Here is a 26400-nt window from a genome sequence, read left to right as displayed (position 1 = left end):
ATCGAGAACGCGTGGTGTTATCTATTGAGAGCACCATTCTGATCGCCACTAACTCACACTAGCGGGTTGATGACGGGAAATTCGCGTAACGCAAAGTGGCTGCCTGCGGCGTAGGCCGGACCCGGGTTAACGGCGTGTGCGTGGCACGAACGACCGTGCGGCAGACGCGTCGAGCCGTTTGGAGGTGCGCGAGAGGGACAACTTGTTAGCTGGTCGTTCTTGAAATGCGGCGGTCGAAGCAATGGTGATCCTCACGCACCCCGACCGCTGGCTGGGAAGCTCGACGCGAAAAGATACTGGCTTCGATGATGTTGCTGGCTCGCGCCGGGCTGCAAGGCCGTCGCCGCTGCACGGCAGGTATCAAGACGCTTGATCGACGAAACCAAGACGCAGTGTGGCAACAAAGTGCATATCGATTAGACCGTTGCGCTTAGCGATTGGTGCAGAACGACAACTATGTTGTGACCTTCGCATTGCGACAACCAAACGACCGTACAGGTGTAGCAGACGTTCTCCTCGGAACCTACCTGTGACATTTCGATTGCCGCGCGGGTCACGAAAGCGATGGCCGACGCCCCCGGCGAAGCGGGCGAAATCGGCAAGATGATCGACACTTACATGAGGGCTTATCAAATCGCCGAGCAGGGCGCCCGCGTCGCTCTGATCTCAACCAATTGACGGATACGAAGTTGATGCGCATCGCCACGAGAATCGACCTTTCCGCTCCGCCAGGTACAAAACTAGTTCTCGATCCGCGCTGATGCCTCAATGAAACTGCCCCGGCATTTCGCCAAATGGAACAAAACCACCCAGATAAGCGCCTCGTGGCACAAAGTGCATATCGATGGGGCTGCGGGTATCTCCATACGAGGGCAATTCCAATATCCTGACCTGGGCGCGTGCGTAGAACTACGGTGCCGCAATCAGATGGCTCACAGATGAAATGGTCAAATCGGAAATCGCGCTTAACCCGCTATCATGCGCGCGGATGGGCATTTTGAGGATGAGCAACGGGACACTGCCGAGGCTCTGCTTTAGAAAGACAAGCCAGTTGCGGTCTCTTTCGTTCCTAGCGAAAGGGTTGAAGGCTTAGGGAAAAGTATGTGGTTCTGGCCTGCCTTCCGAAGACCAAGTTTTTACACGTGGACATTCACCGCTGCTCTGATCATAGCATTATTGCACGCCTCCCTGGATCAAAGTCAGGCGGCTGATCCCGGACCCAAGCGCGTTTTGATGTTGCATTCGTTTGGTCCGCGTTTCAAACCTTGGAGCGACTATGCTGAGGCCATTCGCTCCCAGATAAGCCAGCAATGGCAAATGCCGGTGGACTTTCTCGATCACTCACTGGTCGATGCCCGGCAAGCTGATGCGAGCGCAGAAGCTTCATTTGTAGAGTACCTGCGCTCCCTCTACTTCCGCCGTCCGGTAGACCTCATTGTGGCCATCGGCGCGCCCGCCGCTGTCTTCGTCCAGCATAATCGGCAGCAGCTATTTCCAGTGACGCCAATGATCTTTACGGCGGTAGAACAGCGCCGGGTCGAAAAGGAAAAGCTGACGGCCTATGATACGGTGGTGGCTGTCGCACACGATTTTCCCGCAGCGTTTGACAACATCTTGCGCATCTTTCCCCTCACAAAAACCATTGCGGTGGTAAACGGAACGTCTCCGAATGAGGTGTTCTGGGAGAAAGAAATGCGCCGGGAACTCGCGCCATTTTCCGGGCGGGTCGAGTTAAGATGGTACAATGAGCGGTCGTTTGAACAAATTCTGAAAGATGCAGCAAGCCTTCCGCCACACAGCGCGGTGTTCTGGCATCTGATGAATGTCGATGCAGCCGGTGTTGCTCACGAGGCTAATGCGGCACTGAACAAGCTATCTGCTTCGGCGAATGCGCCGATTTTTTCGTACGATGGTTCGTTCTTCGGAGAGGCAATCGTCGGCGGCCCCATGCACTCCGTGATGGAGCTAAGCCAGATTACGGCTGCCGTCGCCATCCGCATCTTCAACGGCGAGAAGGCAGGCGATATCAAAACTCCCTCTACCGGGTTCGCAACCCCCAAATTCGACTGGCGGCAAATGGAGCGTTGGGGAATTGGCGAGAGCAATCTACCACCCGGCAGCACCATCCACTTCCGCCAGCCGAGGGTGTGGGAGCGTTATTCGTGGCAAATCGGGATGATCATCGCCGTTATTCTCGCGCAAGCTGGGCTTATCACAGCTCTGTTGAATGCGCATCGTCAGCGTCGTCTAGCCGAAGTGCAGTCGGCGCAACGCACGAGAGAACTTGCTACCGTCAGCCGGTTCGCCACGGCTGGCGAACTGACCGCCTCAATTGCCCATGAAATAAACCAGCCGCTTGGTGCCATCCTGACCAACGCCGAAGCCGCCGACGAGATGTTGAAATCCCCAACGCCCGACATTGGTGAACTCAGGGAGATCGTGAAGGATATTTTGGATGATGATCGACGTGCTACCGAGGTCATTCGGCGAACGCGGAGCCTGCTGAAAAAGGCCCCATTCGAGCCGAAAGTGTCCGATCTCAATGAAGTGGCGCGAGAAACAGTCACCCTTCTTTCACCGGTGATTGCTGGACGACAAGTTGAATTGAAAAGTATTCTCGCAGCAATCGCGCTCCCGATCATCTGCGACCATATTCAACTGCAGCAGGTCATTATTAACTTGGTCGTCAATGCGATGGACGCAATGACCAATAAGCCCTCCGAAAAACGCATCATCAGCATTCGGACTTCGAAGGTAGAAAACTTTGCTGAGCTATCCGTGTCAGATCGCGGACCGGGCATTCCAGAAGGCAAAATAGATCAGGTCTTCGAGCCGTTTTTCACTAGCAAGGCGGAAGGCATGGGGATGGGGCTGTCCATCGCGCGCACAATTATCGAGGCGCACAGTGGGCGGATATGGGCAGAAAACCGGGATCACGGCGGTGCGTCGTTTAGGATCAGGCTTCCCCTTGTTTTAAATAGACAGCGGATTGGCCTTGGGTCGGCTGCCGGACAGACGGCATTAGGGTAGTTTGTGGGAGCCTTCCCCGTCCGGCGGCTGGCTTGATCTGGATCAAGGTCTATATTAGCGGATCGGGCCTAGCGCTTAATGCCCCCAGGCGTGTGGGGATAGGTCCCGGATGCTGGATAACAAAGTCGTGTTGGTGGTCGATGACGACCCTGGAATGCTGAGGGCAGTGCAGCGCCTCCTGCGGCGGCACGCCTACGAGCCCATCGTGTTTTCATCCGCGCAGGCGTTCAAAGGCCACTCAAACATTGAGAAGGCGGCTTGCATCATCCTCGACATCAACCTGCCCGACGGGTCAGGCATCGAGCTAAGAGAGGACCTGAAAGCCGCAGGTGTCTCCGTGCCGGTCATCTACATCACGGGCAATTTGAACCCTCAGGTCCGCGAGGCTGCAGTAGCCTCTGGGTGCATTGCGTTTCTCACTAAGCCGTTCTCAGCGCGCGAACTGATCGAGCCGCTCAAAGAAGGCATCCGGCAGGGCCTGGGCGGTAGGGGGCACTCGTTGATCTAGGTCAATGTCAGCGATCCCTTTGCGATCAAGCTATGTTCAGCCGCACCGAGGCGGCTCCATTCCCCGTTCAATGTTGCAAGTGCGAAGAGGAGTCCGCCATGCATTCGAAGAAGCCTCTTTCGATCAAGTCAGCGACTGTTGCTGGGATCGCTGCCAGCGCCCTGCTGGGGCTTGCTGGAGTCACCCTCAATCCCGCGCCCGCCAACGCGGTCGTGTACTGCACCTACGTTGGATATCCCGGTGGCTGCGTTGCCCGGGCAGGCGTCGTACTCAGGCCGCGTCCGGTCGCGCGCGCTGCTGTTCGTCATAACGCCGGTGGCAACATGAATGGTGGCGTCAATCGCGTTGGGGCGCGGCGGTAAAGCACCCGGAAGATTTCCTTGTCTGTCATCCCACGCCGATGTGATCCGGCCGCCTGCATCGAGAGGAAAAACAGATGATGTGGATCATGCTGTCCTGAATATCCTTCGCGTCTGTCTTGTTCGCGCTTTCTGTCTATGCATGGTGTAACCTGTTCAAGACCAAGCGGATTGTTCGACCGTACATCGACGACATTCCGTTCCGGCCTAATCGCTATCGTCACAACGACTGACTTAGAGCGAACCATCGTGCTTGCGCTGCGAGCCCGGCGCGGAAGGACAAGACCGGCGTCGCGGCATGAACTACACTTGGTATGGCAATTGATGGATAAGTACGACTACTTGATCGCGTATCAAACAGTCATCATCCTTGCTGGAGGCGTTGCTCAGGCCATTTGGAGCGGCGAGCGGACTGCGGACGATGCCTTCAGGGTTGCAATCAACCACGGTGGCATGGACGAAAAGCTCGAGGACACTGATGGCGACCTTGCGCTTATCTTAAAAGCAATCGACGACTTATCCAAGGTCGCTGGCTTCAAGAACGACCCGAAAGACTATGCCGAACCTACCTATGATCTGCTGCTGAAGCACTGGCCCGCGGTCGAGGCTTTGGCAGCGGCGCTGGTAAAGAACAATCGGATTGATGGCGGCGCGGTAGAGGCGATCATCGATGATGCAATGAGGATCGCGCATGAACCTCATGAGTGACGCTCACCCTTGGGAAACCGGAACGCTACCCGCCAGCCAAGATCGCGAACAACCGCGCCTTGTAATGTTTGTTGACCTCTTCGACGGCATCGTAAACCGGGAAGCCGAAGTGCTCATCCAACTCCGTCCCTTTGACACTGAACGGTTTAGGAATGGAGCACTGGCCGTAGTAGAAGATAATGTGACTAAAGGCCTGCTTCACTTCGAGGCCGCGCTGTGTCCCGTAGCTTTTTAAGAGTACTTGAACAGCCAGCGTGTCACGCAGCATCGAGCGCCGTTTACCGGAGTCGTGTAAGCCAAAGCCGCGTTTGACTTCGTAAGCTCGAAGTATCCCGGTGTCTCTATCGAAAACGATGACATCGACCTGCAACGTCCGCTCGCTTTCGGAATACCGCCATTACCGACGACGGGATCACAAATATTCAAATGGTTGCTTTGAGGTGGGTTCCGGGATGCCGCCGAGCACCCAAAAGAAGTTGTTACAAAAACACGTTCGGCTTTCAGACCCACGCTGCAAGTTCGATTACCCGGAACGAAGGTCTTGACCTGAATATGGACGAAGCGCGTTCCGGCGAGGTTGCTGCACAGAATGTCGGTATTGGGGGTATTCCCGAGCGTAACAACAGCAGAGTAGCCGCGCCGACATAATTCGCCTGCCACAAAAAACTGGCTGGCATTCCCCCGCGTGCTCCTGTCCGTTTCAGACATTTGCCGTCCTCGAACCTAAAAACGCTTCCGCTCGGTGCCACGCTGCTTAGGACCCGGCGTGGAGCGCGGCAAGCATTGTCGAGCAAGGAACGATGGATGGCGGACATGGCGCAACGCATAGCGGGTTGAGCGCTCGACATCTTGCCGCCTCAACTCCCGGACTCCCATGCCGCGATGTGGTATGCTTCGACCTGGTTTTAGCGTGGTCCTGAGCCTCCTTGGAGGGCTGCATGAGACGGCGCGATTTCATCAGTCTTCTTGGCGGTGCGGCGGTGGCATGGCCGCTCGCTGCGGCGGCACAGCAGAGCACCAACAGCAAGCGTCTTGCAATCTTCAGCCAGCAGAGCCAAGCGCGCACTTGCATGACCATAGCGAAAGCAAATCCGCCCGCGCCTTATTCGCGGCGCTTCGACGATTGGGGTGGATCGAAGGACAAAACCTCAAGGTAGAAAGTTACGGCCGAGAGCAGAACACGTCCGATCCCGAAGCCCTGGCGACGGAAATCATTCGGAGCAACCCGGATGTCATCTTCGTCGTTGCCCTTTACGCAGTCATCTTCAAAAAGCTAACATCGCGTATTCCGATCGTAGGGATAACTGGCGACCCCGTTAGGCAAGGGCTCGCCGAAAGTCTGGCTCGCCCGGGCGGCAACTTCACGGGAGTGACCGTCGACGCCGGTTCATCCATTTATGGAAAACGGATCGCACTATTGCGCGAGATGGTTCCGACGATGTCGAAACTTGGCTGTCTCGCTGTTCGATTGCAATGGAATCAGCCGAACGCAGGCGCTTTCCGCGCAGCGGCCGAAACGGCAGGCCTCCCTCTCGCAGTGTCTTTACTAGAAGGTACCAGCGAAGCAGACCTTCGGGCGGCGGTCGAGAGCATCTCCCGCGACGGTGCAAATGCGGTCATTGTCCTCGAGTCGCCTCAGGTCTTTCAAAACAGCACTTTGATCGCTAAGCTGCTCGGCGACGCGACTCTTCCGGCGATTTTCCCGTTTACCGAATCCGTCGAGGTCGGGGGCTTAATGGCCTATTCCTTCGATCTAATCGAATTGTACAAGCGTGTCGCCAATAACATCGACGCAATTCTGCGAGGAGCAAAGCCCGGTGACATCCCGATCTACCAGGTAACCAAATTCGAGTTGTCCATCAACCTCAAGACGGCCAAGCAGCTGGGACTTCCCGTACCTCCTGCGCTCCTCGTGGGTGCTGATAAGGTAATTGAGTGAACGAGCAAAAGTCCGATCGCACTTTTGAGACATGCCCGCCTATCCTGGGAATGTCCGTTCACCGGGGTAGACCGGAAGTCGCCGGGGTTTGGCCGAACCGAACGCGAATGACCCGGAACGGACAAGCCTGACGAAGCCGGTATTCCCAGCCATCATTGATGCAGATCAACAGACTGCACCCCGAACCAAAAGAGGCTCCGGTGTCCGGCCTTCTTGTGGAGGGAAGCAAAATGCATGGAAATTTCTTGCGTGTTGTTTCTTTGGTTTTGACATGCTTCGCGGCGATAGCCTCATCAGCTTTGGCAGCAGATCGCCCCGCGGTTCAAGGTATTCGGGAGGAAATTTGGGCTTTGACGACCCCGCTGCCCATGTTTGCCCGAGTAGTGCGACCAGTCGGCGGAGGCCCGTATACTCTTCTCGTCATGAACCACGGCATTTCTGGCGACCCAGAGCAGCGGACGTTCTTCCCAGCAATCGAGTACCGCGACGCGGCACATTGGTTTGCACGGCAGGGTTACTTCGTAGTCTCCCCGACTAGATACGGTAGCATATCAATTGATCGCCCGGAGGAAGGACTATTTAGCCTCTACTTCGCGAGCGTTGGTAGTTGTGACAAGCCCAATTTCGGTTGGCCGGGACTGATGATTGCGACCCTTGATCAGTGGGTGATCGACTTCATGCAGAAGGAAGCTCCAGTTTCGCCAGGGAAGGCCATCGTCGTTGGTCAATCAGGTGGCGGATGGGGAGCCATCGCTCTGTCCAGCCTGAACCCGTCGTCGGTCCAAGCGGTCATCACGTTTGCGGCAGGTCGGGGCGGACGGGTTGATGGTAAGCCGAACAACAATTGCGCACCCGACAAGCTCGTCGAAGCAACGCGCAATTTTGGCAAGACATCCCGCATCCCAATGCTGTGGATTTACGCGGAGAACGACACATACTTTGGCCCGGACTTGGCGAAACGAATGCACGAGGCGTTTACAGCAGCGGGCGGGAATGCGGAGTTGCGAATATTTCCACCGTTTGGAAGCGACGGCCACTTCTTTATCGGTGCGGCTGAAGCCATTCCAATATGGTCACCTCTAGTAAGCCGATTCCTCGACAAGCATCAATGAAGCTCTCCTACGTCAGCTTCTGGCACGAAGCGGAAGAGCCGGGCCGATCTCGCGATGTCCGTTGACGAGGATAGACCGGAAGTGGCTGGCCGACGGTCAACCGACGTGATTGACCCATAGCGGACCTGCATGTGCGGGTGGGCCGCGGCCCGTTGGCAGCATCGAGAGCACGGCCCGCCTGCTCAGAGAGCGTCAGAGTGTCCGTGCGATTGCGCTCCACCAGATTTTTCACGACAGTATGCTGGGCGGGGGCCGCCGGGCTTTCCCGCCTTCACCCGGAGAGGAGACGCATGGAGTTCGCTCATGTGTATGATGTACTTCGAGGACTTCAATGTTGGAGATAGCTGGACGTCGACGGAGTACACCGTCGATCGCGAGGAAATGCTGGCCTATAATCGCACAAACGACCCGTGGCCCATTCACGTCAATCCAGAGGCAGCCGCCAGATCGCCGTTCGGTGGACTGATCGCCAGTGGCGGCTACACAATCACTCTGATGTACCGGCTGTCCCATGAAATAGTGAATCAGCCGGATCGGATGTGGGCCTTCTTGGGAGGCTTCGACTGGCACGTTAAGTTTGTCGAGCCTGTTCGTTCAGGTGACCGGCTGCACGAACGCATCACGATTCTGGATAAGCGCTTATCGAGCAAGTCGGGACGAGGCCTCGTCAAGCACCTCATCGAAGTGATCAATGATCGAGAACGCGTGGTGTTATCTATTGAGAGCACCATTCTGATCGCCACTAACTCACACTAGCGGGTTGATGACGGGAAATTCGCGTAACGCAAAGTGGCAGCCACAAGTGGGTTAGTGGCACTTTTGAGACATGCCCGCTTATACTGGAAATGTCTCCGTTCACTGGGGTAGGCGGGAAGTCGCCCCGGTCCGGACAAATCGACGCGAATTACGCGAAGCGGAAGTCCAGCCAGCCCGACCAGCCACGATATTGATTGAACTCCCAGCAGGTGGCCTGAGTTTCGTTGTTAACGATTCTGCGATGTGAGCTGTTTTGACCAGTATATCGGGCACCGGACATGCCAGATTGTCCCAATCACCGCTCAGCCCTTGGCCGTCATCGGTGATGAGAACGCAGGTTGCGCTCCCGCCTTCCTCAGGAAAGGAGCCGCGCCTTGCAGCGACGCCGTTTCAAACAATTTGCCCCACTATATCAACGCCTATCGCAACGAGCAGAACGTCTCCGTAAAGAAGCAAAGGCGCCCCGCCAGGGATTGGGCTCGAAAAGCTCATTCGTCGAGCCCGGCAAGGATACCGCTGCGCCCATGGATGAGTGGCTTACATCATCCGGCCTGCACGCTCCCCGCTAATGCCAGAGTACCGCGCCTACATGTAGGGCCATGTCGGTTACGAGCCTTTACACATCTGCGCCAATGACAGCGAAGTACAAATGGATATTTTGGCCACGCGGGACACAGCCGACGACCCTGCGTTCCGGGCTGCTCTACGCCGATCAGAAATCCGCTACCGTCGGCTTTTCGAGGCCGCCCACGACGGCGTGCTTATCCTGGACTCCGTCAGCCGAAAAATCACTGACGCCAATCCTTTCATGTCGCGTCTGCTCGGCTATCGACATGAAGAATTGCTGGGTAAGGAGCTTTGGGAAATCGGCCTGCTCAAGGACGAGCAGGCGAGCCAGGCCGCGTTTCGAGAGCTGCAAAATAGCGGCCAGGTCCGTTATGATGATTTGCCGCTGGAATCCAAATCGGGCGAGAGGCGGGAAGTGGAAGTCGTGGCCAACCGCTACGATGAGGACGGCACGCAGGTCGTTCAATGCAATGTGCGCGACATTACCGAGCGAAAGAAGGCCGAAGCTGCGTTGCGCTTGAGCGAAGAACGCTTTCGCACTCTATTTGAACTGGGGCCTTCGGCCGTCTATGCCTGCGATGCCCGCGGCGTCATTCAGGACTTCAACCAACGCGCTAGGGAATTGTGGGGCCGTACTCCGGCCCGCGGCGACGACAACGAACCTTTCTGTGGCTCTCTCAAGATGTTCCGTCCCGACGGAAGTTTCATGTCTCACGACCAGTGCCCCATGGCGTGGGTGGTCTCGGGAAAAATGTCGGAGGTCAATGACGAGGAAGTAATCGTCGAGCGGCCCGACGGATCGCGGGTGACCGCCATCGTCAATATCCGTCCGCTTAGAAATCAGCACGGGGAGGTCACGGGCGCAATCAACTGTGCCTATGACATTACCGAACGGAAGCAAGTTGAAGAGCACCAGCGGTTCCTCATGGGGGAACTCGCACATCGCGGCGGAAACCTGCTGGCCGTTGTCCAATCAATCGCTTCCCGCAGCTTGACCGGAACCAAGCCACTCGCTGAGGAGCGCAACACGCTAATGCGGCGACTGCAGGCGCTTGCACGCAGTCAATCGGCGCTGATGAGCAAAGGATTCCAGGGCGCACATCTGGCCGAGATCGTTCGGCTTGAGTTCGAAGCATTTTCCGACCGCGTGATCGCTAAAGGTCCAGATGTGATGCTGAACTCTAGAGCGGCGCAGACCTTCGCGCTGCTGCTTCACGAACTCGCCACCAACGCAGCCAAGTACGGTGCCCTCTCGCTGCCGGAGAAGGGTCAGGTCTTAATTCACTGGTCGATCAACTGGGAAGCCGGGGAAGCCAGATTCAAGTTTCAATGGGAGGAGCGCGATGGACCGCCCGTCGTGGTTCCGACTCGCAAAGGTTTCGGCAGCATTTTGATCGAAAGGCTTGCCTCACAGGATTTTGGAGCGCGACCAAAAATCATGTTTGAACCCGGTGGAGTGAGCTATTCAATCGACGCGTCCCTGGCGGACATGACAGCCGGGCATGAAAGAACAAACCTCCTACGTTCGAGTGATTATTCTCGATCCTGAAGTTAAGAGTTTCCGCCTTCCAGGGTACGCGAGTCCGCAACTGAGGCTGCCTGCTTGCTTTTCGAATGTCTGAGGATCGGAATTCGGGTGACGCGGCCGTCGGCCGCTTCGGTCTTGATGTCATTGGATGTAGGTACGAGATTGCTACTCAGGGCGGTGGCTCCCTCTCATCTGGCTGCCAGGAGATTTCATCGTGCGGCACTTTTACTTCGAACGCCGCCGGGCGTTTTCCCGGCCATGTTTCCGGGGTTGTAGTGAAACTTGCCTTCCGGGTTTTCGCCGGGCTGCTTTACGTTTGGGTTTCTTGCGTTGTCGTCGGCCATCAGGCGTTCCTTGGGAGGAGGAACAACGCTCAATAGAACTGCGCCAGTTACGTTCCTGAGGGGCTCTATTATGTATGATTGTCGCGGTGATTGCAGCCACCAAGCAGCCTATCCCGGCCAGGGCATGTGTTGCCCCAGCGAATTCGACCAGTTTGGCACCAAGGGATGTGGGCCAGATAGCGCCCATGTTGATAAGCGGATCGAGACCTAGTCCATCGGCTGACCGAACCGCGCATCGGCCTCATCTCGGGGGCCTAGCTGCTTTGACAGCCATGGCTGCATCGATCATGGCAGCGAAGTCTTCAAGCAAGAAAGGCTTCCGCAGCACCGGCCTGTCGCTGAACAAGGTTGGCCGCCCCTCCGGACCATACCCGCTGACGAATACGAACGGCAGACCCCGCGCCGCCACGATCTCTGCGATAGGACTGATGCTAAAACCAGCGACATTGATGTCGAAAATCGCTAAATCAAATACGGAAGTGCGGGCCAGCGGTTCAGCCTCGTGGATGCTTCCCGCCTCGGCGACCACGCGGTGCCCAAGCTCTTCGAGCATCTCGACGATCATCATCCTTATCAGTGCCTCGTCTTCAACCAAAAATACGGCGACGCTCTGCATCTAGCCTTGACCGACGTTGAGAAGTTGAGCGACCGCAGTGACCAACTGCGCGGGCGCAAACGGCTTCTCCAATAGGATGCTGTTGGGCACGCCGTGCGACGCCCATTCGCCAGCGGCGGCTCCCGTCATGTAGACGATAGGGAAAGCCGGATCGATCTCTCGGGCCTGCTTGGCGACTTCCCAACCGTTCATGCGTCCCTTGAGATTGATGTCGGTGACGAGCGCGCTGTAACCAGTGGCCTTTGCTTGCAGCAGGGTCACAGCCTCCTCCGCCGACCCAGCGATAGCAGTTTCAAGCCCGCCCTCCTGCAAAGCCTCATCCACTATCCCTTGAATTAACAGGTCGTCCTCGACAATGAGAACAATGGGTAGATTTGCCACTTTTCCCGCCTTGCCCTTGGTTCCATGCAAAAACGGCCCAGGTTACAATCAGTTCCGCATAAAAGTATAAAAGTGGACCTTGGAACGCTGGCTAACCCCACGTGCAGAGACCATCAGAGGCGTCCCTCACGACATCGGCACTTCTTCTTATTACTCGTTTAGTTGTTCGAACGTTTGCAGTTGGGACCAATTAGAAGGGCCTAATTGACCCGGTCGTAATCGAGATGGCCAAGGGTGTCAGCAATACCAATACCCAACGATTGGTCCAGAATGCGTATTTAGCAGGTGGAGCGACCTAATGATTACGACAGGTTGTGAACGGCTTGGGATCGAGATTCCGATAATTCAAGCGCCCCTGGGTGGGCTGGTCAGCCCCGCCCTCGCTGCTGCAGTCAGCAACGCTGGCGGCCTGGGCACGCTCGCACTGTGGGGGGCGGACATACAGGCATTGCGTCAGCAGGTCCGCGAAACTCGCGCTCTCACGACTAAACCGTTCGCAGTCAATCTGAACCTAGATTTTCCGCAAGAAGAGCGCCTTGACGCCTGTTTGCAGGAGGGCGTGCCGGTTATCTCCTTCATCTGGCGCGATCCTTCAGCCCTTGTGGCCCGGGCGAAGGCTGGTGGTGCCACGGTGCTTCACACAGTTGGTACGGCAGTAGAAGCGCGGCAGGCTGTAGAGTGTGGCGTTGACGTCGTAGTCGCCCAGGGATGGGAAGCTGGTGGAACAGTCGCCACGATGGCGCTCGTTCCCGCAGTGGTCGACGCGGTCGGACCAGTGCCCGTCTTTGCAGCGGGGGGTATTGCCGACGGCCGCGGGCTTGCTGCTGCCTTGGCGCTGGGCGCATCGGGGGCTTGGATCGGGACCCGTTTTCTTGCGAGCAGCGAGGTGCCAATTCATCCGCACTATCGCGAGCGAGTATTGCAGGCCACGGAAGACGATACCGTTTATCTCGAAGAGCTGTTCGACCTCGGCTGGCCCAAGGCACCTCATCGCGTACTGCGCAATGGCACTGTCGCGGCTTGGGAAGCCGCCGGACGTCCGGCAACGGGCAAGCGGCCCGGTGAGGGTGAAGTGGTCGCTACGTCAAAATCACGCGGGCCGATAGTGCGGTATCGACCAGCGCCGCCCGCCGCTGATGCTGAGGGCGATATAGATGCTATGGCGCTTTATGCTGGACAGAGCGTTGCCCTTGTTCACAAGAGACAACCCGCAGCGGAGATCGTGCGCGAGATCGTTGGCGAAGCTCAAGCCGTCTTGCTTGGGTTAGCTCGGCAGCTAGGAAATTAATGGTCAGGGCGCATGTCTGTTCTTGGCACTTTTCGGGCATGGCGTGATGTCCGGGTGGAGTCCGCTTTCGGGTGTAGCGCGGAAGTCGGACTTCGGACCAATCAGTGCAGCGTTTTGCCTCGTTGAATGCCAGCAGGCCTGCTTGCGTTCGTCGACGAGGCGGTCGAATACTTCTGCGACTTCCGTTGTTGGCAGCGGCAGCAGGTTGGCCGCGATAACTGGAAGCGGTCCCTGTTAGATACGGGAGAATTAAGCTAAAGTGTGGGCGGCTAAACTCGCTAGCCGACCAGTGATGCTACCGATGCGGTGCCCCCACGGGTTCGCCTCCGTCCTGAAGAAAGACCAATCTAGGAAAAACTAATGGGAACGTTTGGTGGCTATCAACCAAATGCGGGTCGCAAGAAGGGCGGCATCAACGCCAGAACAGCGGCTCTACGGAACATCGCAGACGAGGCCTTAGCCGCGGGCATCACGCCGCTCGAGGTCATGCTTCAGAACATGCGCTTCTATCACTCGGAGGCGGAGACAATATTGGCCGAGCTTCTGAAAAGGCTGGCCGAGGGCGAGGCGAAGCCAGAACAGTTGATCAGCGCCATGAAGGAGTTGGGCTCATTCAAGGAGAAGGCCCAGCGATGCGCGGTCGACGCGGCTCCCTTTCTTCACCCGCACCTCAGCGCCGTCAGCGTCAATGCCAACATCAAGGTCGACCGAAACCTGCTCATTGAAGATGGCATGGACGTGGATCAGGCGGCGTCGCTGTACTTGGCGACGGTCAACGATCCCGAGATGTTGCTGCTGGCGGATGGATCGTTGCCGGTAGGGGAGGACATTGTCGACGGAGCGCGGGGAGGTGCAACCCCCGACGAACACATCAGGGAATGACCCCCGCTCAGGATTAGTCAACCTGGCTTGCCATTCGAGCGCGCCAGATTACACGAGTCAACACTGGGTGCATTCGGCACAAACGACTTGCGTTGCCGCTCTTCGATGGTGGTGGGCGATCAATATCTTCCAGCCACGGGGGCAACAGGGCCAAAGGGGACCAATTCTTCTCGGGTCTAGGAATTTTGGCTGCCAAACTTCACATGAAGGGTTGTTTTTGCCCCCCGTCGCCCCCCGTTGCCCCCCAAGATGGCCGGGAGACCTCAGGTCATGCCGCCTCTACCCACCAGGTTGCGACGCCCTTTTCGTTTGATTGGTTCATTAGACAATGACTATCGATAATGCGTTCTTTGTTCATTTTAAACCATCTGCCAAGGGTCGTCACATCGATATTCGATCCATATGAATTGCCGCCCTTTATCATGGACATGGCGGCGAGCAGCGCGGCGTGAAATTCTGGATATCTTGAAATTCCATATTCATGCTGGGCTGCTTTGTTCGCTGCATCGGCGAGCGTAACACGAGTTCCGATTCCAATGACCTTCGACCAAGTTCTGATCACGTCGCTCAGGGCCACGCGCTGAGGATCTTCCGCCCGGTGAGTCTCCATGGATTTTACTGGATCGTCTTGGCCGAGCCAGATCAATGCGGAGCGCACCGTGTCCGACCAGCCCTGAAACGATGCCAGCCGCGGAGCTAAGCTGGGTCGACCGGCGACGATGTAGGCTCGACAAATCGTCAAGCAGGCGGCAATGAATCTGCCACGATCTTCCAAGATTTTAGAAATCGGATCCCCCTCGTATTGTCGCAGCTGCGGGTTCTCCATCTTGGCGTTCAATCTTGACTTTATCGTGCGCCGACAAAGGTCTCCGACAATGGCGATGTTATTGCCAGAGGCAAAAAACGTAACGCCGCCTGTTTCGATTCGAGCTATGACTGAGCGGCCAAGCGGACGGATATCAAGAAAATGTTGCTCGACCGCCTGACACAGAAAGTCGCCTTTCAGTTCGCCGTTCAGATTGTCGATGCTGATGAGCGGTTGACCACTTAACATCACGCCAACAAGCCGTTTTTCGGTCTCTTCCTCGTTACTGGCCGCGATCACGGGAATGCGCCGCTGGCCCGATGAAATCCAGATCCCCCAGAAAACTTTTGCCTGTTCCAGCAACGGGAGCTGATGCTGCATGCAGCGGGGCTACGGGAAAAGCTGCTCGGACGACCGGCGTAATAAGACCAGAGAGCGCCACCGATTTTGCCACTCCATCGACGAATGGAGATTCCCGGATCAAGTCCGTAAGGAGGGCGAGGGCCTCCAGTGCATCTTCGCGCGTAGGATTATCAGGGATAGGTGGCATTTTTGGCGTTCGATCAGCAGCAGCCGTGTCGTCGGGTCGTAGCCCTGCTCGGTCAGAAGCGTACCGTCCGGTCTCATCGTCGGAGTTGCAATCACACCCGCAATCTCCGGGAAGGCCCAGATTCCGTCACGGGCGAGCAGCGTCTCTGCCACGTTCAGAGGAGGTGTGGCCCGGATCCACTTATTCGCGCGCTTATCGTACCTCTTCCAGATCGAGTGACGACAAATCGTGTCGCGCATGTATATGACCGTGATCGCTCTCAATTGTGCCGTTTTGGTTAAATGACCGTGTGCCGCTTTGACGGTCCTGATGATGGGGCGAACCAACTCGCCACCGCGTTGATAAAACGGTACCTTGGCATTGATCAACATCGTCTGGGCGGCTGAGGTCAGGACTGAGATTCGCGGGGTTATTTGGATGACCGGCAACTTATTGGCAACCGGAGCCTCGTTTGCGTCGCGTTCTTCGGCGTTACTCCAACGATTGTCGCGGCTCGCATCGCCTTTGTCGTCCACCGCATCGTCATCGTCGTCGTCGCTTCCTCCTTCTGAATCTTCATCGTCTTCGCTTATCCCGTCGTCTTCATCCACAACGATGCCCGTCGTGCCGGATAACCAGGCGACGGCCTTTGTGAAATCAACTTGCATCCGCGCCATCACAAGGTCGATCGGGGTGAACCCTTTTTCGAGGCCAAAGTCAAAAATGCCGGCTGGCAGGGCTGAAAGGTCTTCCTCGAGGTCGCGTCCTAACCACTTACTGGTGACGCGATAGCCGGTCTGGTATGGCCTGGCTCCATCGGGAGAATACAGCCGAGGAAACCATACCGGCAAAATCTGGAGGAGATTATTGTTGAATCGGCGCCATTTGTCCTCACCTCGTCCCTGCGACCGCTGGCTATTTTCGTTTGAGGAGTTGGTCCATTGGTTACGGTTGCCGTCGTCATCGCCGTCGTGATTTAGGGATTTGTTCGATTTCGCCTTTCTCGCGCTACTTCCGCAGCGAACATCGAGAATCGGCGCTTCCTGAATCGACCTCTTTGCATCAGCGGCCGACGCGGAGGCTGCGATTGCATACTTTTCCGTCACGGTCGCGAGCTTCTCCAGGAATTGCTGGCCATCATAAGGCGGGTCAGCGCTCACGCTGATAATCTGAGTCATGAACGCCTCGGCCTTACGATGCCAGAAACCCGGCAATCTCATCACGCGCGGCAGGTCCTTAACGCTTGGATCGGAATTAAAGTGAACCGCTAACGCTGACTGCATTGCAGTAAATTGCGCCAACTCGATGCTGTGGAGCAGGAAGAAACAGTGCCATTTGCCGGGAGATGTCTGGGTGACGATGTGCGGCTTGGGCAACACCGGGTCATTGAGCACCGGCTCAAGAGATGCGCCGTCGAGATCAACAAATCCGGCGCGTATCGCCACGATGTTATCGTTTTTGCGACGACCCACCAGGACGGTTTTATTAATGGTGACGAAGACACCAGCGCCTTCGTTGTTGAGGGCGACCAGCCGCTCCCAGGATTCGTCGAGCGTACCTTCAATCGTCTGGGCGAGCGCTCGCCTTTTCAACTTTGAATCGTCGAATGTTTGGAAGGTGAATCTCGTCGCGTCAGGATCGATCGCCTGAAGGAAGCAACCGGCCTCGGCATGATCGCATGTCAACAGGGGATGGTCCTGGTCCATCGACTGCGTCGCGTAGCGGGTCTTAATCGCATCAGCGTTATTGAAATCGCGCCACGAATCCTTGATTCCGGCAGCGTTCGAACGCTGCTGGTGCTTCTTGCTCGATGAGGAGGCCATGACTCACGCGACCTCCGATTTTTTATAACTGCGAAGCGGACGCGTCACCATCCACTCATCAATCTCGCTTTCTAACCAGGCGACTTTGCCGCCGACCTCCCTGCTGCGCGGGAACTTGCCTGCACGCATCCATTGCCAGATACAGACGTAGGACACGCCGACGCGGTCCAGAACTTCCGGCTTGAATACGAATCGAGGTGGCTGCGCAGGCTTGGCAGCATCGATAAGGGAAGCAGCGCTGTCGGTTGATTGATGAGCGGCTGTCGGCTTTAAGATGCGCGTTCGCGGCGGGGATGGCCGCTTGGCTGGCGCTGCCGGTTGCTTTTGTCGGTTGGTATTAAACATGTGCTACTGGCTCCGAGAAGAGCCGGGCCGAGCGCACCTTTACACGCGCCCAATGAGCCTCGGCTCGTTTGGGCGCCCGACCGTCGCGATGCGCGGTCTTGAATTTTGTTTGGTAAAGCAGACTCGTCGCGGGGCGCGATACGCTGCTGCTGACAGTTAATGTAACCTGTTTATTAGCTCACGTAAACAGGCCCTTGGGGATTTTTACCAAATTGCAGCACGTTGCCGCCAGCAGTTCCCTGAATCAGTGACATGACCCGTGATGCCACAGCCTCCATTATGCGCTTGTTCTCATCGGCGTATTGGTGGCGGTCGTAGACCGAGGCGATGCCACCCTCGGCGTGATTTTGAATCCGGTTCATCGCATCGCGGCCAAAACCCAACGACGCGATTAAAGTGCCATGTGTCCTTCGCAAGTCATGCGGTGTCGCCGCGGGCACGCCGAGCTTAGCGCAGATTTGACGCATCGCTGCATCGAGTTCCTTGACCGCTCCGCCTCGCGGCCCGGCGAAAACAAGTCCCGCTGCATCCATTTCCGCCAGGATCGCTTGCGCCGGTATCGGTAACCATACGCGATGCGACTGAGCATTCTTTGTTCCGGGCCAATTCAGTTCGGCGACGACCGCACCGGGCATCGTCCACCAGCCGTCCGCGATGTGCTCGGTTCTCATGTGCGAAACTTCCCCCGGCCTTTGCCCAGTTAGCAAAAGCATTTGCAATGCTTTGCCTTGCAAGCCGGCAACCTCGAACTCGGCCCAGATACGCGGAACTTCGGAGTCAGAGACGACCCGATCACGGCTCTGTGTCGGGTTGCGCTCGATGGCATGGCACGGGTTGATCTTGATTTCCGCAAATTCCTCCCTGATTGCCCATGTGAAGATAGCGCTCGCACTCGCCAACACCTGGTTAGCGACTATAGGTGCATGAATGCGCGCCATCAGCGTCCGGACATCGGAGCGAGTGATATCGGCGGCGCGTATCTTGGCCCACTTCGGCATCAGATGCCTGCGAACAAGCGCATCGGCCTGCCGCCAACTCTTGTTCCTGCTCTCGGCATACGCCGCGTAGCGTTTGGCTAAGTCCTCGAATGTGCCGCTGCTTCTTGCCACCCTACGCTCAGCTTGGGGGTCGGCACCTTCGGCAACCGCGTACATAACCCGGCCCGCCAACCGACGCGCGTCGGCGAGTCCGACGGCAGCTGTGCTCCCTATATTGTACCAGCGTGGCCGCCCGCCAAACTTGTAGATGGCCTTCCAGGCCCGGTGCCCCGTTGGTTCAACCCGGACCGCAAGACCCCGCTGAAGCGTGTCCCAAACCAGATACGCGCGCTCCTGCGGCTGGAGATTCTTGACGAGAAATTCGGTCAGTTTTTGCTTGTTTGGAGCTATGCGCTTCTGCATGGCGAACTAACGCTCCGCTAACGTTTTAAGCCAAATAAAGCCTAACAGTTTCTTATAGCCTTTAACACAAAAACGCAAACATTTACGGTGAGTTAGGGCGTTAGTTAATGGTGCTTAACGGCGCTAAACACCCTCGTGGATTAAGATGCCGTTAACCACGTTCTGTTCTGAATGATCGCATGTCGCCGGCCAAATCATGTCCGTGCGGCAATGAGAGAGAACGGAACATGGGCACCATCATTGAATTTCCGGCGGATGCAGCTTCGCGGCGGCCCGCCCCGGATGGCGCTTCGGGCGAGGGCATGGGGACCGTACTGATCCTTCCGGTAGTCCGGATCGAACGTCCAACCGACGAGAGCGGCGGGCGCGGACCGGAGGAAGGTACAGCTCCCGGCCGCCGTCGCCGTCGGCGCCCCTGACAACGGACATTTGAAATGCCGGAGCTGCGCCATCCGATCCGGACCGCCGGGATTCGGTCACTCCCGGCTCTTATACTCATCCTAATTGGCTCGGCCCTCGGCGGCTGCAGCGGCGGCGATTTCGGCCGCACCCGCGCCGATTTCCGCAACGACGATATGCATCGTTGGCTGGGCGCCGAGGCCACCGGCAGCGTCGGGCTCAAGCCGTCGCATTTCCAGCTCACCGAAAACGAACGCCAGCTTCGCGATCTCGCCTATCCCCTGATCGAGCCGCCGCTTTCGCGGCCGGCCTGGAAGAGCGTGTTCGGCGATTACCAGCCGCTGCCCTCGCCATGGCGGCAGAAGGTGGCGTTCGATCGCACCACCTATGGACGCGCCTTGATCGACGAGCCGCACCGCGCGCATACCTCGCGCTATCAGCAATTGATCGAGGACGTGCGCAACGACATCACGCGGTTCGAGCCGTTCTTTGCCTCCGCCATCCGCGTGATCGAACTCGACCGCAAGCGCAGCGCCAGCCTGAGGATGGTCTCGGAGCTGTCGCCGCGCGAACAGGCCGACGCGGTCGCCCGCATGGAAGAGAACACGCTGATCGTGCAGTGGGTGCAGCAGTGCCTGGAGCGGAGGATCGCGTCCTATCGCTGGGCGCTGGAGCGGCTGGTGATCCAGGCGCCGGATACCATTGCCGCCGATGCCGACCGCCTGATCGGCGAACTCGCCGCCCAAACCGCCAATCCGCCGGTCGCCGCCAATCCCGTGATCGGGCGTGCGGTCACAGTGAAGGGCTAATCTATCAGCGCGCCCTGCCGGACGATTTGGCGCGGCCGGCTTTCGGGCGCGCGCGCTGCAACCTCGCGATAAAATTCTGCAGTACCTCTGACGGCGGCCGCGCTGCGCTATAGGCAAGGCCAACCTGGCGCTTCACGTCGACATCGATCTCGCGCACGGCGACATCGGGATTGGCGCGCGCCACGCCCTCCGGAACGATGGCGATGCCGACTCCGGCCGCGACCAGTGCCATCGTCCAGTCCTCGGATTCCGCGATCGCCGCGGGCTGGCGCGACGGTGAGGCGGCTCGGCCAAAGAACTCACTCTGCTCGCAGTGGCAGCGATCGATCATCGCGACGCCGGCAAGGTCCGACGTGCGAAGCCGCTCCTTCAGCGTGAGCGGATGCGACGGCGGCAGCGCGGCGACGTAGCGTTCGACCCACAGCGGAATGAAATGCTCGTCGGCATCGATGATATTTTTCGAAATGATCCGCGCGTCCGCGGCGTCCTTGATGCCGACGAGGCGAAGCGCGACATCGGCGGTCGCGGTCAGCGGCTTCAGCAGCGCGATCGTTCTGGGCATGTCGAGCGTGCGCATCAGGCCGAGCGTCAACTGCTGCCGCGTCGACGGCTTCCGAAACAGATTTTTTGCGGCGTCCGCGTCGTCGATGATGCGGCGGGCGACGGTGTGGAATTGTTCGGCCGACGCGGTCGGTGCGACGCCCTTCTTGTGCCGGATGAACAGCGTGGTGCCGAGCTCGGCTTCGAGGTTGGTAATCGCGGCCGAGATCGAGGGCTGCGAGATGAAGCAACGCTTCGCCGCCGCCGTCAGGTTACGTTCGCTGAACACGGCCGAGAAGTAGCGCAGCTCGCGGATATCCATAGCTGTATCCTATTGATACTATCAGATATCAATATTTTACCTATGAAAGGAGAAATGGCAACCAGGGCGCCTGACTTCAGCGAAGGAGCTTGCGATGCGCGTCCACCACATCAACACCGGCACCATGTGCCCGATCGGCCAGCGGTTCGTGAATGGCACCGGCAGCATGTTCCGGCGGGCGCGGATGGTCTGTCACTGCCTCCTGGTCGAGACTCATGACGGGCTTGCACTGGTCGATACCGGCATCGGTCTCGATGACATTGCCAACCCGCCGCGACTCGGGCGCAAATGGGGTGCGGCAGACGACGCCTCGGCTCGATCCGGCCGAAACGGCCGTGCGGCAGGTCAAGGCGCTCGGTTATTCGCCTGACGATGTACGGCACCTGCTGCTGACGCATCTCGATCGCGACCACGCCGGAGGTATCCCGGATTTCCCGAACGCCAGGGTGCATGTCCATCGCCGCGAACTCGACATGGCGGTGCTCCATCGCATCCCGGCACCGAAGGGCCGTTACGTCAGGGATCAATGGAAGCATGGTCCGGAATGGGCGCTGTATGGCGAGGGCGGCGAGGACTGGTTCGGCTTCAAGGGCGTGCGCGCGCTCGGCGATCGCGAACCTGACATCCTGATGATCCCGCTGCCCGGCCATACGCTCGGCCATTGCGGCATCGCCGTGCGCACCAAAGACAAATGGCTGCTGCACGCCGGCGACGCCTATTTCTTCCACGGCCAGCTGCACGCGAAGCCGAAAATGCCGCTGGTGCTCGGAATGTTTCAGCGGCGCGCCGACATGGACCGCACGCTGCGCATCGAAAACCAGGAGCGCTTGCGGACGCTGAAGGCTGCGCACAGTGATGCAGTGACGATCTTCAACAGCCACGATCCCGTTGACTACGAGCACTGCCGCTGCGGGCAGCACTGACCGCTCGCGTGGTGCGCGTCGGCTATCGCTTGCCCTTCGGCGCCGGCGCCGGTGCGGGTGGTGGCGGTTCGGGCTGCTTGGGCGGCGCAATTTCGGTCTGCAGCGTGCAGCGCGAGGCCGCCAGCGAAGCCTGGGCCTGCGGCATCAGGCCGGGCTCCGGCGCCAACGCCTTCAGCACGATCAATCCGGTGATGGTCGGGGAGTCGATGATCAGCCGGTCGGCGGCGGTGACTTCCTCATCCTCCGGCAGCTGGCCGTGTTGCTCCTCGGTCATCAGGTCGAGCTCGATCACCTTGCGGCCGGCGGAACGGTCGTTGATGGCGTAGTAGGCAACCTCGTTGCGGGTGTAGAACGACACCGACGTATAGGCTTGGCTGACCGGCACCGTGAGCTTGAGCGGACCGCCCGACAAATCGTAACGGCAGATCGCCACCGCGAATGCCGGGTCCATGAACGGCATCGGCGCGTTGTTGGGATCGGCGAGCGCGAGCGGCGTCACGGCATTGGTTCGGGTCATCGGCGTCAGCCGCGAATAGGCGTCCTGGGTTGCGATGCGCGGCAGCGCCAGCACGCTGACAAGATGCACCACGCCGCCCAGCAGCACGCCTGCGATGATCGTGAACAAGAGCCGGATCATGGGCAGCCCACCGTGGTGATGGAGGGCATCGGCGCGTCGCGCTGCGTCCGCGTCGCGACCCCGACCGGCGTATCGTACAACCGCAGCATCAGCGCGTAGCGCTCGATCCCGCCGGTGGGCAGCCAGTTGCCGGCGCGCGAGCGCGAGGCGATGCGGATCTCGAACGCGCCGTCGGAGCCGCGGATGATTTCCTGGCTGGTGAAGCCGTAGCGCTGCAATGAATTCGCCACCAGATGTCCCTTGCGGTCGAACAGCGTCAGCGTCCAGAACCGCGCCGCGGGCGTCACGCCGCTGACCACCACGTCGCAGCGTCCGTCGAGCGGCTTCTTCTTGTCGTCCGTGGTAGCCGAGAAGGCGATGCCGTCGCCGGTGCCGATCGGCAATTCGCCGCTGCGTGCGATCGAGGCGCGCGAATAGGGATCGACTTCGGCGGTGCCGCTCTTGGGCCGCGCCGTCCACGAACCGATCGTGAGCGTGCCGAGATCGGTGCCGCGCGTCGCCGTCATATAGGTCGAGCCCAGACCGACGACGGTGGCGAGCGCCAACGCGAGCAACGTGATGAAGATCAGCCGCACAGGCCAGTGCTCCGCAAAATCACCGCACTAGTTCTTCCGCTGCGCCGGCGGAGCCGGGTCGCCGGCGGCTGCGACGTAATTGTCGGGGAAGGCCAGCGCGCTCGACGATGTCGACTTGCCCGGCTTGGCCGGTTCGCTGGCCGACGTCTTGCCCGCGGTCTTGCCGGCCTCGTCGAGCAGCTTCTCAACGCGCACCAGAATATCGGCGCCGCGCTTGGTCAGCACCGGCGGCGGACCCGGCTTGGTGTCGAGGATCTTCGGCGCGCCATTGGCGGCGACGTTGGCGGGCTGGGCGGCCTGCGGCAGTTTCGTGCCCATGCCGATGCCCGGCACTTCCTTGATCTCGACGCCCTGGTGAGCGACCACCATGACCTCGCGCCAGGTCTGCGCCGGCAGCGAGCCGCCGGTCATGCGGTTGGTCGGGGAATAGTCGTCATTGCCGTACCAGACCGCGCAGGTGAAGTTTCCGGTGAAGCCGACGAACCAGGCGTCGCGATACGCGTTGGTGGTGCCGGTCTTGCCGGCGGTCGGAATGCCGTCGATGATCGCACGCCGTGCGGTGCCCTCGCTTACGACGTGGCTCATCATTTCCGACATTTCGGCGGCGACGTTGACGGGAATGGCCTGGATCTGCTTCTTGCCGTCGCGATCGAAGCGCCAGACCAGATCGCCGGCGCCGGTGCGCACTTCCAGCACCGCATGCGGGATCGGCGCCTTGCCCTTGTTCGGGAAGGTCGCATAGGCCACCGCGTGTTCGAGCACGTTGACCTCGTCGGAGCCGATCGGCATCGACGGCGTATCGGGCAGCGGCGCCTTGATGCCGAACCTGCGCGCCACTTCGGTGATCTTGACGCGGCCGGCCTTGGCCGGATTCGGCGACTTGCCGCCGAGTGCAATCGAGAGCTTCACCGGAATGACGTTGATCGAGCGCGTGATCGCCTGCGTCAGCGTCATCGCTCCCGAATAGGAGTGGCTGTAGTTCTGCGGACACCAGTTGCCGATGCAGACCGGGCCGTCGACCACGATCGAGGACGGCTTGTAGCCGTTCATCAGCGCGGTGGCGTAGACATAGGGCTTGAACGACGAACCGGGTTGGCGCATCGCGTCGGTCGCGCGGTTGAACTGGCTCGCGCCATAGTCACGTCCGCCGACCATGGCGCGCACGCCGCCATCGAGGTCGGCGACGGCAAGGGCTGCCTGGGTCGCATGATAATCGCGGCCGAACTGGCGGAGCTGGTTCTCGACGGTTGCTTCAGCGGCGCGCTGGACGGTCATGTCGATCGCGGTGCGGACCACGAAGACGCGCTCGGTGTAGGATTTCGGGAACGTGTCGACCAGCTTGCGCATCTCGTCGAACGCCCAGTCGAGATAGTAGTTCGGCGAATTCTCGTCGCGGCGGTCGACGGCGACGGCCGGATTACGCCGTGCGCCGAACACCTGGCCTTCGGTCATGAAGCCGGCATCGACGAGGTTGTCCAGCACCACGTTGGCGCGGGCGCGCGCGGCCGGCAGGTTGATGTGCGGCGCGTATTTGGTCGGCGCCTTGAACAGGCCGGCCAGCATCGCGGATTCGGCAAGCGTGACGTCGCGCGCCGACTTGTTGAAATAGAAATGCGCCGCACCGTCGACGCCGAAGGTGCCGCCGCCCATATAGGCGCGGTCGAGATAGAGTTTCAGGATCTCGTTTTTGGTGAGCCGCGTCTCCAGCCAGATCGCAAGGAAGGCTTCCTTCACCTTGCGTTCGATGGTGCGCTCGTTGTTCAGGAACAGGTTCTTCGCCAGCTGCTGGGAGATCGACGAACCGCCCTGGCGCACGCCGCCGGCCTGCGCGTTGGTGACGAGGGCGCGCGCGGTGCCGGCGATGTCGATGCCGAAATGGTCGTAGAAGCGGCGGTCTTCGGTGGCGAGCGTCGCCTTGATCAGATTGTCCGGAAAGTCTTCCAGCGGGATCGAGTCGTTGTGCTTGATGCCGCGGTTGCCGATCGGATTGCCGTAGCGGTCGAGGAACGACACCGCGAGGTCGGATTTTTTCAGCCAGTCGTCGTCGGCGGTTTCGCGAAACGCGGGCACCGCGAGCGCCAGCATCAGGATCAGGCCGCCGAGACCGATGGTGGCGGCTTCCGAAGCCGGCTCGATGAACACCCAGCGCTTCCAGCCGCCGACATAGAAGCGGTCCATGAAGGTGGAAAAGCGCTCATAGAGTTCGCGCGCGCCCTTGCCGGATGAGAACAGCGTCGAGTCGATGCGCGCGTCGAGGTCCAGCATGACGTGCTGGATCTTTGTCTTCCATCGCGCTGGAATGAACTCGCGCACCCGGGGCCCTTGGTCGGTTCGTAGGCGCTCTGCGCACGCTTGGCGCTATCGAGACGTCTTGCTTCGATGTTGCGGCAAACCCAAGGCGCTTTTACGGCTCGCCAGGCGACCTTCAAGCACGTTGGGGACTCGCGGTTGTTCTATCCGAGCGGGGGCCATAAACCAATGGTCTGGCTCACCATTTTGATGGTCAGGACTAACGCTGCCCCCGGCTTTTTATGCCGGCCGGAGCGGTCCGGCTTGCAAGGCTGCCACCGCACCTCCTAGAAGGGCGCAAGACCGATCGGATCTGGAAAACCCTGAATTCATGACCGCACCGCCCAAGCGAGCTTCCGGCCAGGAGGGATTCTTCTGGAAAACCAAGACGTTGGAAGAGATGTCCAGCGCCGAATGGGAGAGCCTGTGCGACGGCTGCGCGCGCTGCTGCCTGGAGAAGCTCGAAGACGAGGATACCGGCAAGATCTATTTCACCCACGTCTCCTGCAAGCTGCTCGATTCGGGCTCCTGCGCCTGCAAGGACTACCCGAACCGCTCCGCCAAGGTTCCCGACTGCGTCCGACTGACCCCGGAAAACGTCCGCACCCTGAACTGGCTGCCGCCGAGCTGCGGCTACAAGCTGGTCGCCGAGGGCCGCGACCTCTATTGGTGGCACCCGCTGATTTCAGGTGATCCCAATACCGTGCATGAGGCCGGCGTTTCCGTGCGCGGGCGTGTGCAGGGAACGGAGAACGAGATCGCCGACGAGGATCTCGAAGATCACATCGTGCAATGGCCGGCGCTGTTGCCGAAGCGGGCGCGGCTGAAGAAGCGGCCGGTGTGAACGCGCCGCGCGGCCCAGAGCAAATCGCGAAAACTACCCCATGCTCCAGCGCCCTTTGCAAAGCTGCGCTGCATGGGGCGGGCGGTTCAAAAGGCGGCCGACATCGTGGCGTTTGTGCAAGCTATCGATCACGTGATTGCGA

Annotated in this window: 27 protein-coding genes; 15 read left to right on the top strand and 12 right to left on the bottom strand. The window is 59.2% G+C overall.

Translation table 11 applies throughout. The features are described 5' to 3' along the window. The first annotated feature begins 1101 nt into the window (after positions 1-1101). From JQ575_RS34300 to JQ575_RS34285, 4 genes are all read left to right on the top strand, one after another. A complete protein-coding gene (locus JQ575_RS34300) occupies positions 1102-3030 on the top strand; it encodes a HAMP domain-containing sensor histidine kinase (protein ID WP_249167095.1) in 1929 nt (642 codons plus the stop codon). A 109-nt stretch (positions 3031-3139) separates the two neighbouring features. Then, positions 3140-3538, top strand: coding sequence for a response regulator transcription factor (locus JQ575_RS34295; protein ID WP_212037626.1), 399 nt, complete (start codon positions 3140-3142; stop codon positions 3536-3538). A 98-nt stretch (positions 3539-3636) separates the two neighbouring features. Further along, positions 3637-3900, top strand: a complete 264-nt coding sequence (locus JQ575_RS34290) for a hypothetical protein (RefSeq protein WP_212037625.1) — start codon at positions 3637-3639, stop codon at positions 3898-3900. 321 nt (positions 3901-4221) lie between these two features. Beyond that, complete coding sequence (locus JQ575_RS34285; RefSeq protein WP_212037624.1) at positions 4222-4605, top strand: hypothetical protein; 384 nt, start codon at positions 4222-4224, stop codon at positions 4603-4605. A 25-nt stretch (positions 4606-4630) separates the two neighbouring features. Here the strand turns inward: JQ575_RS34285 and JQ575_RS34280 are convergent, their stop codons facing one another. Continuing rightward, positions 4631-4975 carry a hypothetical protein gene (locus JQ575_RS34280; RefSeq protein ID WP_212037622.1) on the bottom strand — a complete coding sequence of 115 codons (345 nt, stop codon included), beginning with the start codon at positions 4973-4975 and terminating at the stop codon, positions 4631-4633. A gap of 615 nt (positions 4976-5590) precedes the next feature. On the opposite strand from JQ575_RS34280, the gene JQ575_RS34275 reads away from it, so the two are divergent. The 4 genes from JQ575_RS34275 (at position 5591) to JQ575_RS34260 (ending at position 10528) form a co-directional block, all read left to right on the top strand. After that, positions 5591-6544 (top strand): ABC transporter substrate-binding protein, encoded by a 954-nt coding sequence (locus JQ575_RS34275; RefSeq protein WP_212037621.1) that lies wholly within the window; start codon positions 5591-5593, stop codon positions 6542-6544. A gap of 200 nt (positions 6545-6744) precedes the next feature. Next, positions 6745-7656: a dienelactone hydrolase family protein gene (locus JQ575_RS34270; protein WP_312016072.1), complete on the top strand. Its 912-nt coding sequence runs from the start codon at positions 6745-6747 to the stop codon at positions 7654-7656. Between the two features lie 303 nt (positions 7657-7959). Then, positions 7960-8412 (top strand): MaoC/PaaZ C-terminal domain-containing protein, encoded by a 453-nt coding sequence (locus JQ575_RS34265; RefSeq protein ID WP_212037619.1) that lies wholly within the window; start codon positions 7960-7962, stop codon positions 8410-8412. A 649-nt stretch (positions 8413-9061) separates the two neighbouring features. After that, positions 9062-10528 carry a sensor histidine kinase gene (locus JQ575_RS34260; protein ID WP_212037617.1) on the top strand — a complete coding sequence of 489 codons (1467 nt, stop codon included), beginning with the start codon at positions 9062-9064 and terminating at the stop codon, positions 10526-10528. 188 nt (positions 10529-10716) lie between these two features. Here the strand turns inward: JQ575_RS34260 and JQ575_RS45845 are convergent, their stop codons facing one another. The 3 genes from JQ575_RS45845 to JQ575_RS34250 all read right to left on the bottom strand — a co-directional run bounded on the left by JQ575_RS45845 (position 10717) and on the right by JQ575_RS34250 (position 11848). Further along, positions 10717-10851 (bottom strand): hypothetical protein, encoded by a 135-nt coding sequence (locus tag JQ575_RS45845; protein WP_283842671.1) that lies wholly within the window; start codon positions 10849-10851, stop codon positions 10717-10719. 241 nt (positions 10852-11092) lie between these two features. Next, positions 11093-11467, bottom strand: coding sequence for a response regulator (locus tag JQ575_RS34255; protein WP_212037615.1), 375 nt, complete (start codon positions 11465-11467; stop codon positions 11093-11095). Continuing rightward, positions 11468-11848: a response regulator gene (locus tag JQ575_RS34250; protein WP_212037613.1), complete on the bottom strand. Its 381-nt coding sequence runs from the start codon at positions 11846-11848 to the stop codon at positions 11468-11470. A gap of 298 nt (positions 11849-12146) precedes the next feature. Between JQ575_RS34250 and JQ575_RS34245 the strand changes: the two genes are divergently transcribed. Together JQ575_RS34245 and JQ575_RS34240 are read left to right on the top strand one after the other, a co-directional pair. Continuing rightward, on the top strand, positions 12147-13136 hold the full coding sequence (locus JQ575_RS34245) for a nitronate monooxygenase family protein (protein ID WP_212037611.1): 990 nt from the start codon (positions 12147-12149) through the stop codon (positions 13134-13136). A gap of 360 nt (positions 13137-13496) precedes the next feature. Next, positions 13497-14018 carry a hypothetical protein gene (locus JQ575_RS34240; protein ID WP_212037609.1) on the top strand — a complete coding sequence of 174 codons (522 nt, stop codon included), beginning with the start codon at positions 13497-13499 and terminating at the stop codon, positions 14016-14018. A gap of 268 nt (positions 14019-14286) precedes the next feature. Here the strand turns inward: JQ575_RS34240 and JQ575_RS34235 are convergent, their stop codons facing one another. The 4 genes from JQ575_RS34235 to JQ575_RS34220 all read right to left on the bottom strand — a co-directional run bounded on the left by JQ575_RS34235 (position 14287) and on the right by JQ575_RS34220 (position 18920). After that, on the bottom strand, positions 14287-15204 hold the full coding sequence (locus JQ575_RS34235) for a hypothetical protein (protein ID WP_212037607.1): 918 nt from the start codon (positions 15202-15204) through the stop codon (positions 14287-14289). Positions 15205-15303: 99 nt separating this feature from the next. After that, positions 15304-17175: a DNA-primase RepB domain-containing protein gene (locus JQ575_RS34230; RefSeq protein ID WP_212037605.1), complete on the bottom strand. Its 1872-nt coding sequence runs from the start codon at positions 17173-17175 to the stop codon at positions 15304-15306. 3 nt (positions 17176-17178) lie between these two features. Further along, the gene (locus JQ575_RS34225; RefSeq protein ID WP_212037604.1) at positions 17179-17520 is read right to left on the bottom strand and encodes an AlpA family transcriptional regulator; all 342 of its coding nucleotides are present in this window, start codon (positions 17518-17520) and stop codon (positions 17179-17181) included. Positions 17521-17693: 173 nt separating this feature from the next. Further along, positions 17694-18920: an integrase family protein gene (locus JQ575_RS34220; RefSeq protein WP_212037602.1), complete on the bottom strand. Its 1227-nt coding sequence runs from the start codon at positions 18918-18920 to the stop codon at positions 17694-17696. Between the two features lie 227 nt (positions 18921-19147). Between JQ575_RS34220 and JQ575_RS45130 the strand changes: the two genes are divergently transcribed. Together JQ575_RS45130 and JQ575_RS34215 are read left to right on the top strand one after the other, a co-directional pair. Beyond that, a complete protein-coding gene (locus JQ575_RS45130; protein ID WP_249167093.1) occupies positions 19148-19339 on the top strand; it encodes a hypothetical protein in 192 nt (63 codons plus the stop codon). A gap of 15 nt (positions 19340-19354) precedes the next feature. Next, positions 19355-20128, top strand: coding sequence for a hypothetical protein (locus JQ575_RS34215; RefSeq protein ID WP_212037600.1), 774 nt, complete (start codon positions 19355-19357; stop codon positions 20126-20128). Between the two features lie 4 nt (positions 20129-20132). On the opposite strand, the gene JQ575_RS34210 is transcribed toward JQ575_RS34215, so the two are convergent. Next, positions 20133-20990, bottom strand: coding sequence for a LysR family transcriptional regulator (locus JQ575_RS34210; RefSeq protein WP_212037599.1), 858 nt, complete (start codon positions 20988-20990; stop codon positions 20133-20135). A 94-nt stretch (positions 20991-21084) separates the two neighbouring features. Here JQ575_RS34210 and JQ575_RS45125 point away from each other — a divergent pair, with 94 nt between their 5' ends. Then, entirely contained in the window at positions 21085-21360 is a 276-nt protein-coding gene (locus JQ575_RS45125; protein WP_249167104.1) for a hypothetical protein, read from the top strand. After that, positions 21326-21913: an MBL fold metallo-hydrolase gene (locus JQ575_RS34205; RefSeq protein ID WP_312016071.1), complete on the top strand. Its 588-nt coding sequence runs from the start codon at positions 21326-21328 to the stop codon at positions 21911-21913. Before JQ575_RS45125 ends, JQ575_RS34205 begins: the two co-directional genes overlap by 35 nt. Positions 21914-21935: 22 nt before the next feature. Here the strand turns inward: JQ575_RS34205 and JQ575_RS34200 are convergent, their stop codons facing one another. Genes JQ575_RS34200 through JQ575_RS34190 form a run of 3 tightly spaced genes read right to left on the bottom strand, consistent with a single transcriptional unit; the run spans position 21936 to position 25438 of the window. After that, positions 21936-22550 carry a DUF1254 domain-containing protein gene (locus tag JQ575_RS34200; protein ID WP_212037597.1) on the bottom strand — a complete coding sequence of 205 codons (615 nt, stop codon included), beginning with the start codon at positions 22548-22550 and terminating at the stop codon, positions 21936-21938. Continuing rightward, entirely contained in the window at positions 22547-23125 is a 579-nt protein-coding gene (locus JQ575_RS34195) for a DUF1214 domain-containing protein (RefSeq protein WP_192734287.1), read from the bottom strand. Before JQ575_RS34195 ends, JQ575_RS34200 begins: the two co-directional genes overlap by 4 nt. A 27-nt stretch (positions 23126-23152) precedes the next feature. Next, entirely contained in the window at positions 23153-25438 is a 2286-nt protein-coding gene (locus JQ575_RS34190; RefSeq protein WP_212037595.1) for a transglycosylase domain-containing protein, read from the bottom strand. A gap of 307 nt (positions 25439-25745) precedes the next feature. Between JQ575_RS34190 and JQ575_RS34185 the strand changes: the two genes are divergently transcribed. After that, a complete protein-coding gene (locus JQ575_RS34185; protein WP_212037593.1) occupies positions 25746-26258 on the top strand; it encodes a YcgN family cysteine cluster protein in 513 nt (170 codons plus the stop codon). The last annotated feature ends 142 nt before the right edge of the window (positions 26259-26400 follow it).

The sequence above is a fragment of the Bradyrhizobium sp. JYMT SZCCT0428 genome (assembly GCF_018131075.1).
In the GTDB taxonomy this organism is placed as follows: Bacteria; Pseudomonadota; Alphaproteobacteria; order Rhizobiales; family Xanthobacteraceae; genus Bradyrhizobium.
This window is presented reverse-complemented; position numbering and strand designations above follow the sequence as displayed.

Bases quoted from the DNA above. Each gene is read 5' to 3' on its own strand.
- JQ575_RS34300 (WP_249167095.1), top strand. From the start codon at position 1,102: ATGTGGTTCTGGCCTGCCTTCCGAAGACCAAGTTTTTACACGTGGACA.
- JQ575_RS34295 (WP_212037626.1), top strand. From the start codon at position 3,140: ATGCTGGATAACAAAGTCGTGTTGGTGGTCGATGACGACCCTGGAATG.
- JQ575_RS34290 (WP_212037625.1), top strand. From the start codon at position 3,637: ATGCATTCGAAGAAGCCTCTTTCGATCAAGTCAGCGACTGTTGCTGGG.
- JQ575_RS34285 (WP_212037624.1), top strand. From the start codon at position 4,222: ATGGATAAGTACGACTACTTGATCGCGTATCAAACAGTCATCATCCTT.
- JQ575_RS34275 (WP_212037621.1), top strand. From the start codon at position 5,591: ATGGCCGCTCGCTGCGGCGGCACAGCAGAGCACCAACAGCAAGCGTCT.
- JQ575_RS34265 (WP_212037619.1), top strand. From the start codon at position 7,960: ATGTGTATGATGTACTTCGAGGACTTCAATGTTGGAGATAGCTGGACG.
- JQ575_RS34260 (WP_212037617.1), top strand. From the start codon at position 9,062: ATGGATATTTTGGCCACGCGGGACACAGCCGACGACCCTGCGTTCCGG.
- JQ575_RS45845 (WP_283842671.1), bottom strand. From the start codon at position 10,851: ATGGCCGACGACAACGCAAGAAACCCAAACGTAAAGCAGCCCGGCGAA.
- JQ575_RS34255 (WP_212037615.1), bottom strand. From the start codon at position 11,467: ATGCAGAGCGTCGCCGTATTTTTGGTTGAAGACGAGGCACTGATAAGG.
- JQ575_RS34245 (WP_212037611.1), top strand. From the start codon at position 12,147: ATGATTACGACAGGTTGTGAACGGCTTGGGATCGAGATTCCGATAATT.
- JQ575_RS34240 (WP_212037609.1), top strand. From the start codon at position 13,497: ATGGGAACGTTTGGTGGCTATCAACCAAATGCGGGTCGCAAGAAGGGC.
- JQ575_RS34235 (WP_212037607.1), bottom strand. From the start codon at position 15,204: ATGCAGCATCAGCTCCCGTTGCTGGAACAGGCAAAAGTTTTCTGGGGG.
- JQ575_RS34230 (WP_212037605.1), bottom strand. From the start codon at position 17,175: ATGGCCTCCTCATCGAGCAAGAAGCACCAGCAGCGTTCGAACGCTGCC.
- JQ575_RS34225 (WP_212037604.1), bottom strand. From the start codon at position 17,520: ATGTTTAATACCAACCGACAAAAGCAACCGGCAGCGCCAGCCAAGCGG.
- JQ575_RS34220 (WP_212037602.1), bottom strand. From the start codon at position 18,920: ATGCAGAAGCGCATAGCTCCAAACAAGCAAAAACTGACCGAATTTCTC.
- JQ575_RS45130 (WP_249167093.1), top strand. From the start codon at position 19,148: ATGGGCACCATCATTGAATTTCCGGCGGATGCAGCTTCGCGGCGGCCC.
- JQ575_RS34215 (WP_212037600.1), top strand. From the start codon at position 19,355: ATGCCGGAGCTGCGCCATCCGATCCGGACCGCCGGGATTCGGTCACTC.
- JQ575_RS34210 (WP_212037599.1), bottom strand. From the start codon at position 20,990: ATGGATATCCGCGAGCTGCGCTACTTCTCGGCCGTGTTCAGCGAACGT.
- JQ575_RS45125 (WP_249167104.1), top strand. From the start codon at position 21,085: ATGCGCGTCCACCACATCAACACCGGCACCATGTGCCCGATCGGCCAG.
- JQ575_RS34200 (WP_212037597.1), bottom strand. From the start codon at position 22,550: ATGATCCGGCTCTTGTTCACGATCATCGCAGGCGTGCTGCTGGGCGGC.
- JQ575_RS34185 (WP_212037593.1), top strand. From the start codon at position 25,746: ATGACCGCACCGCCCAAGCGAGCTTCCGGCCAGGAGGGATTCTTCTGG.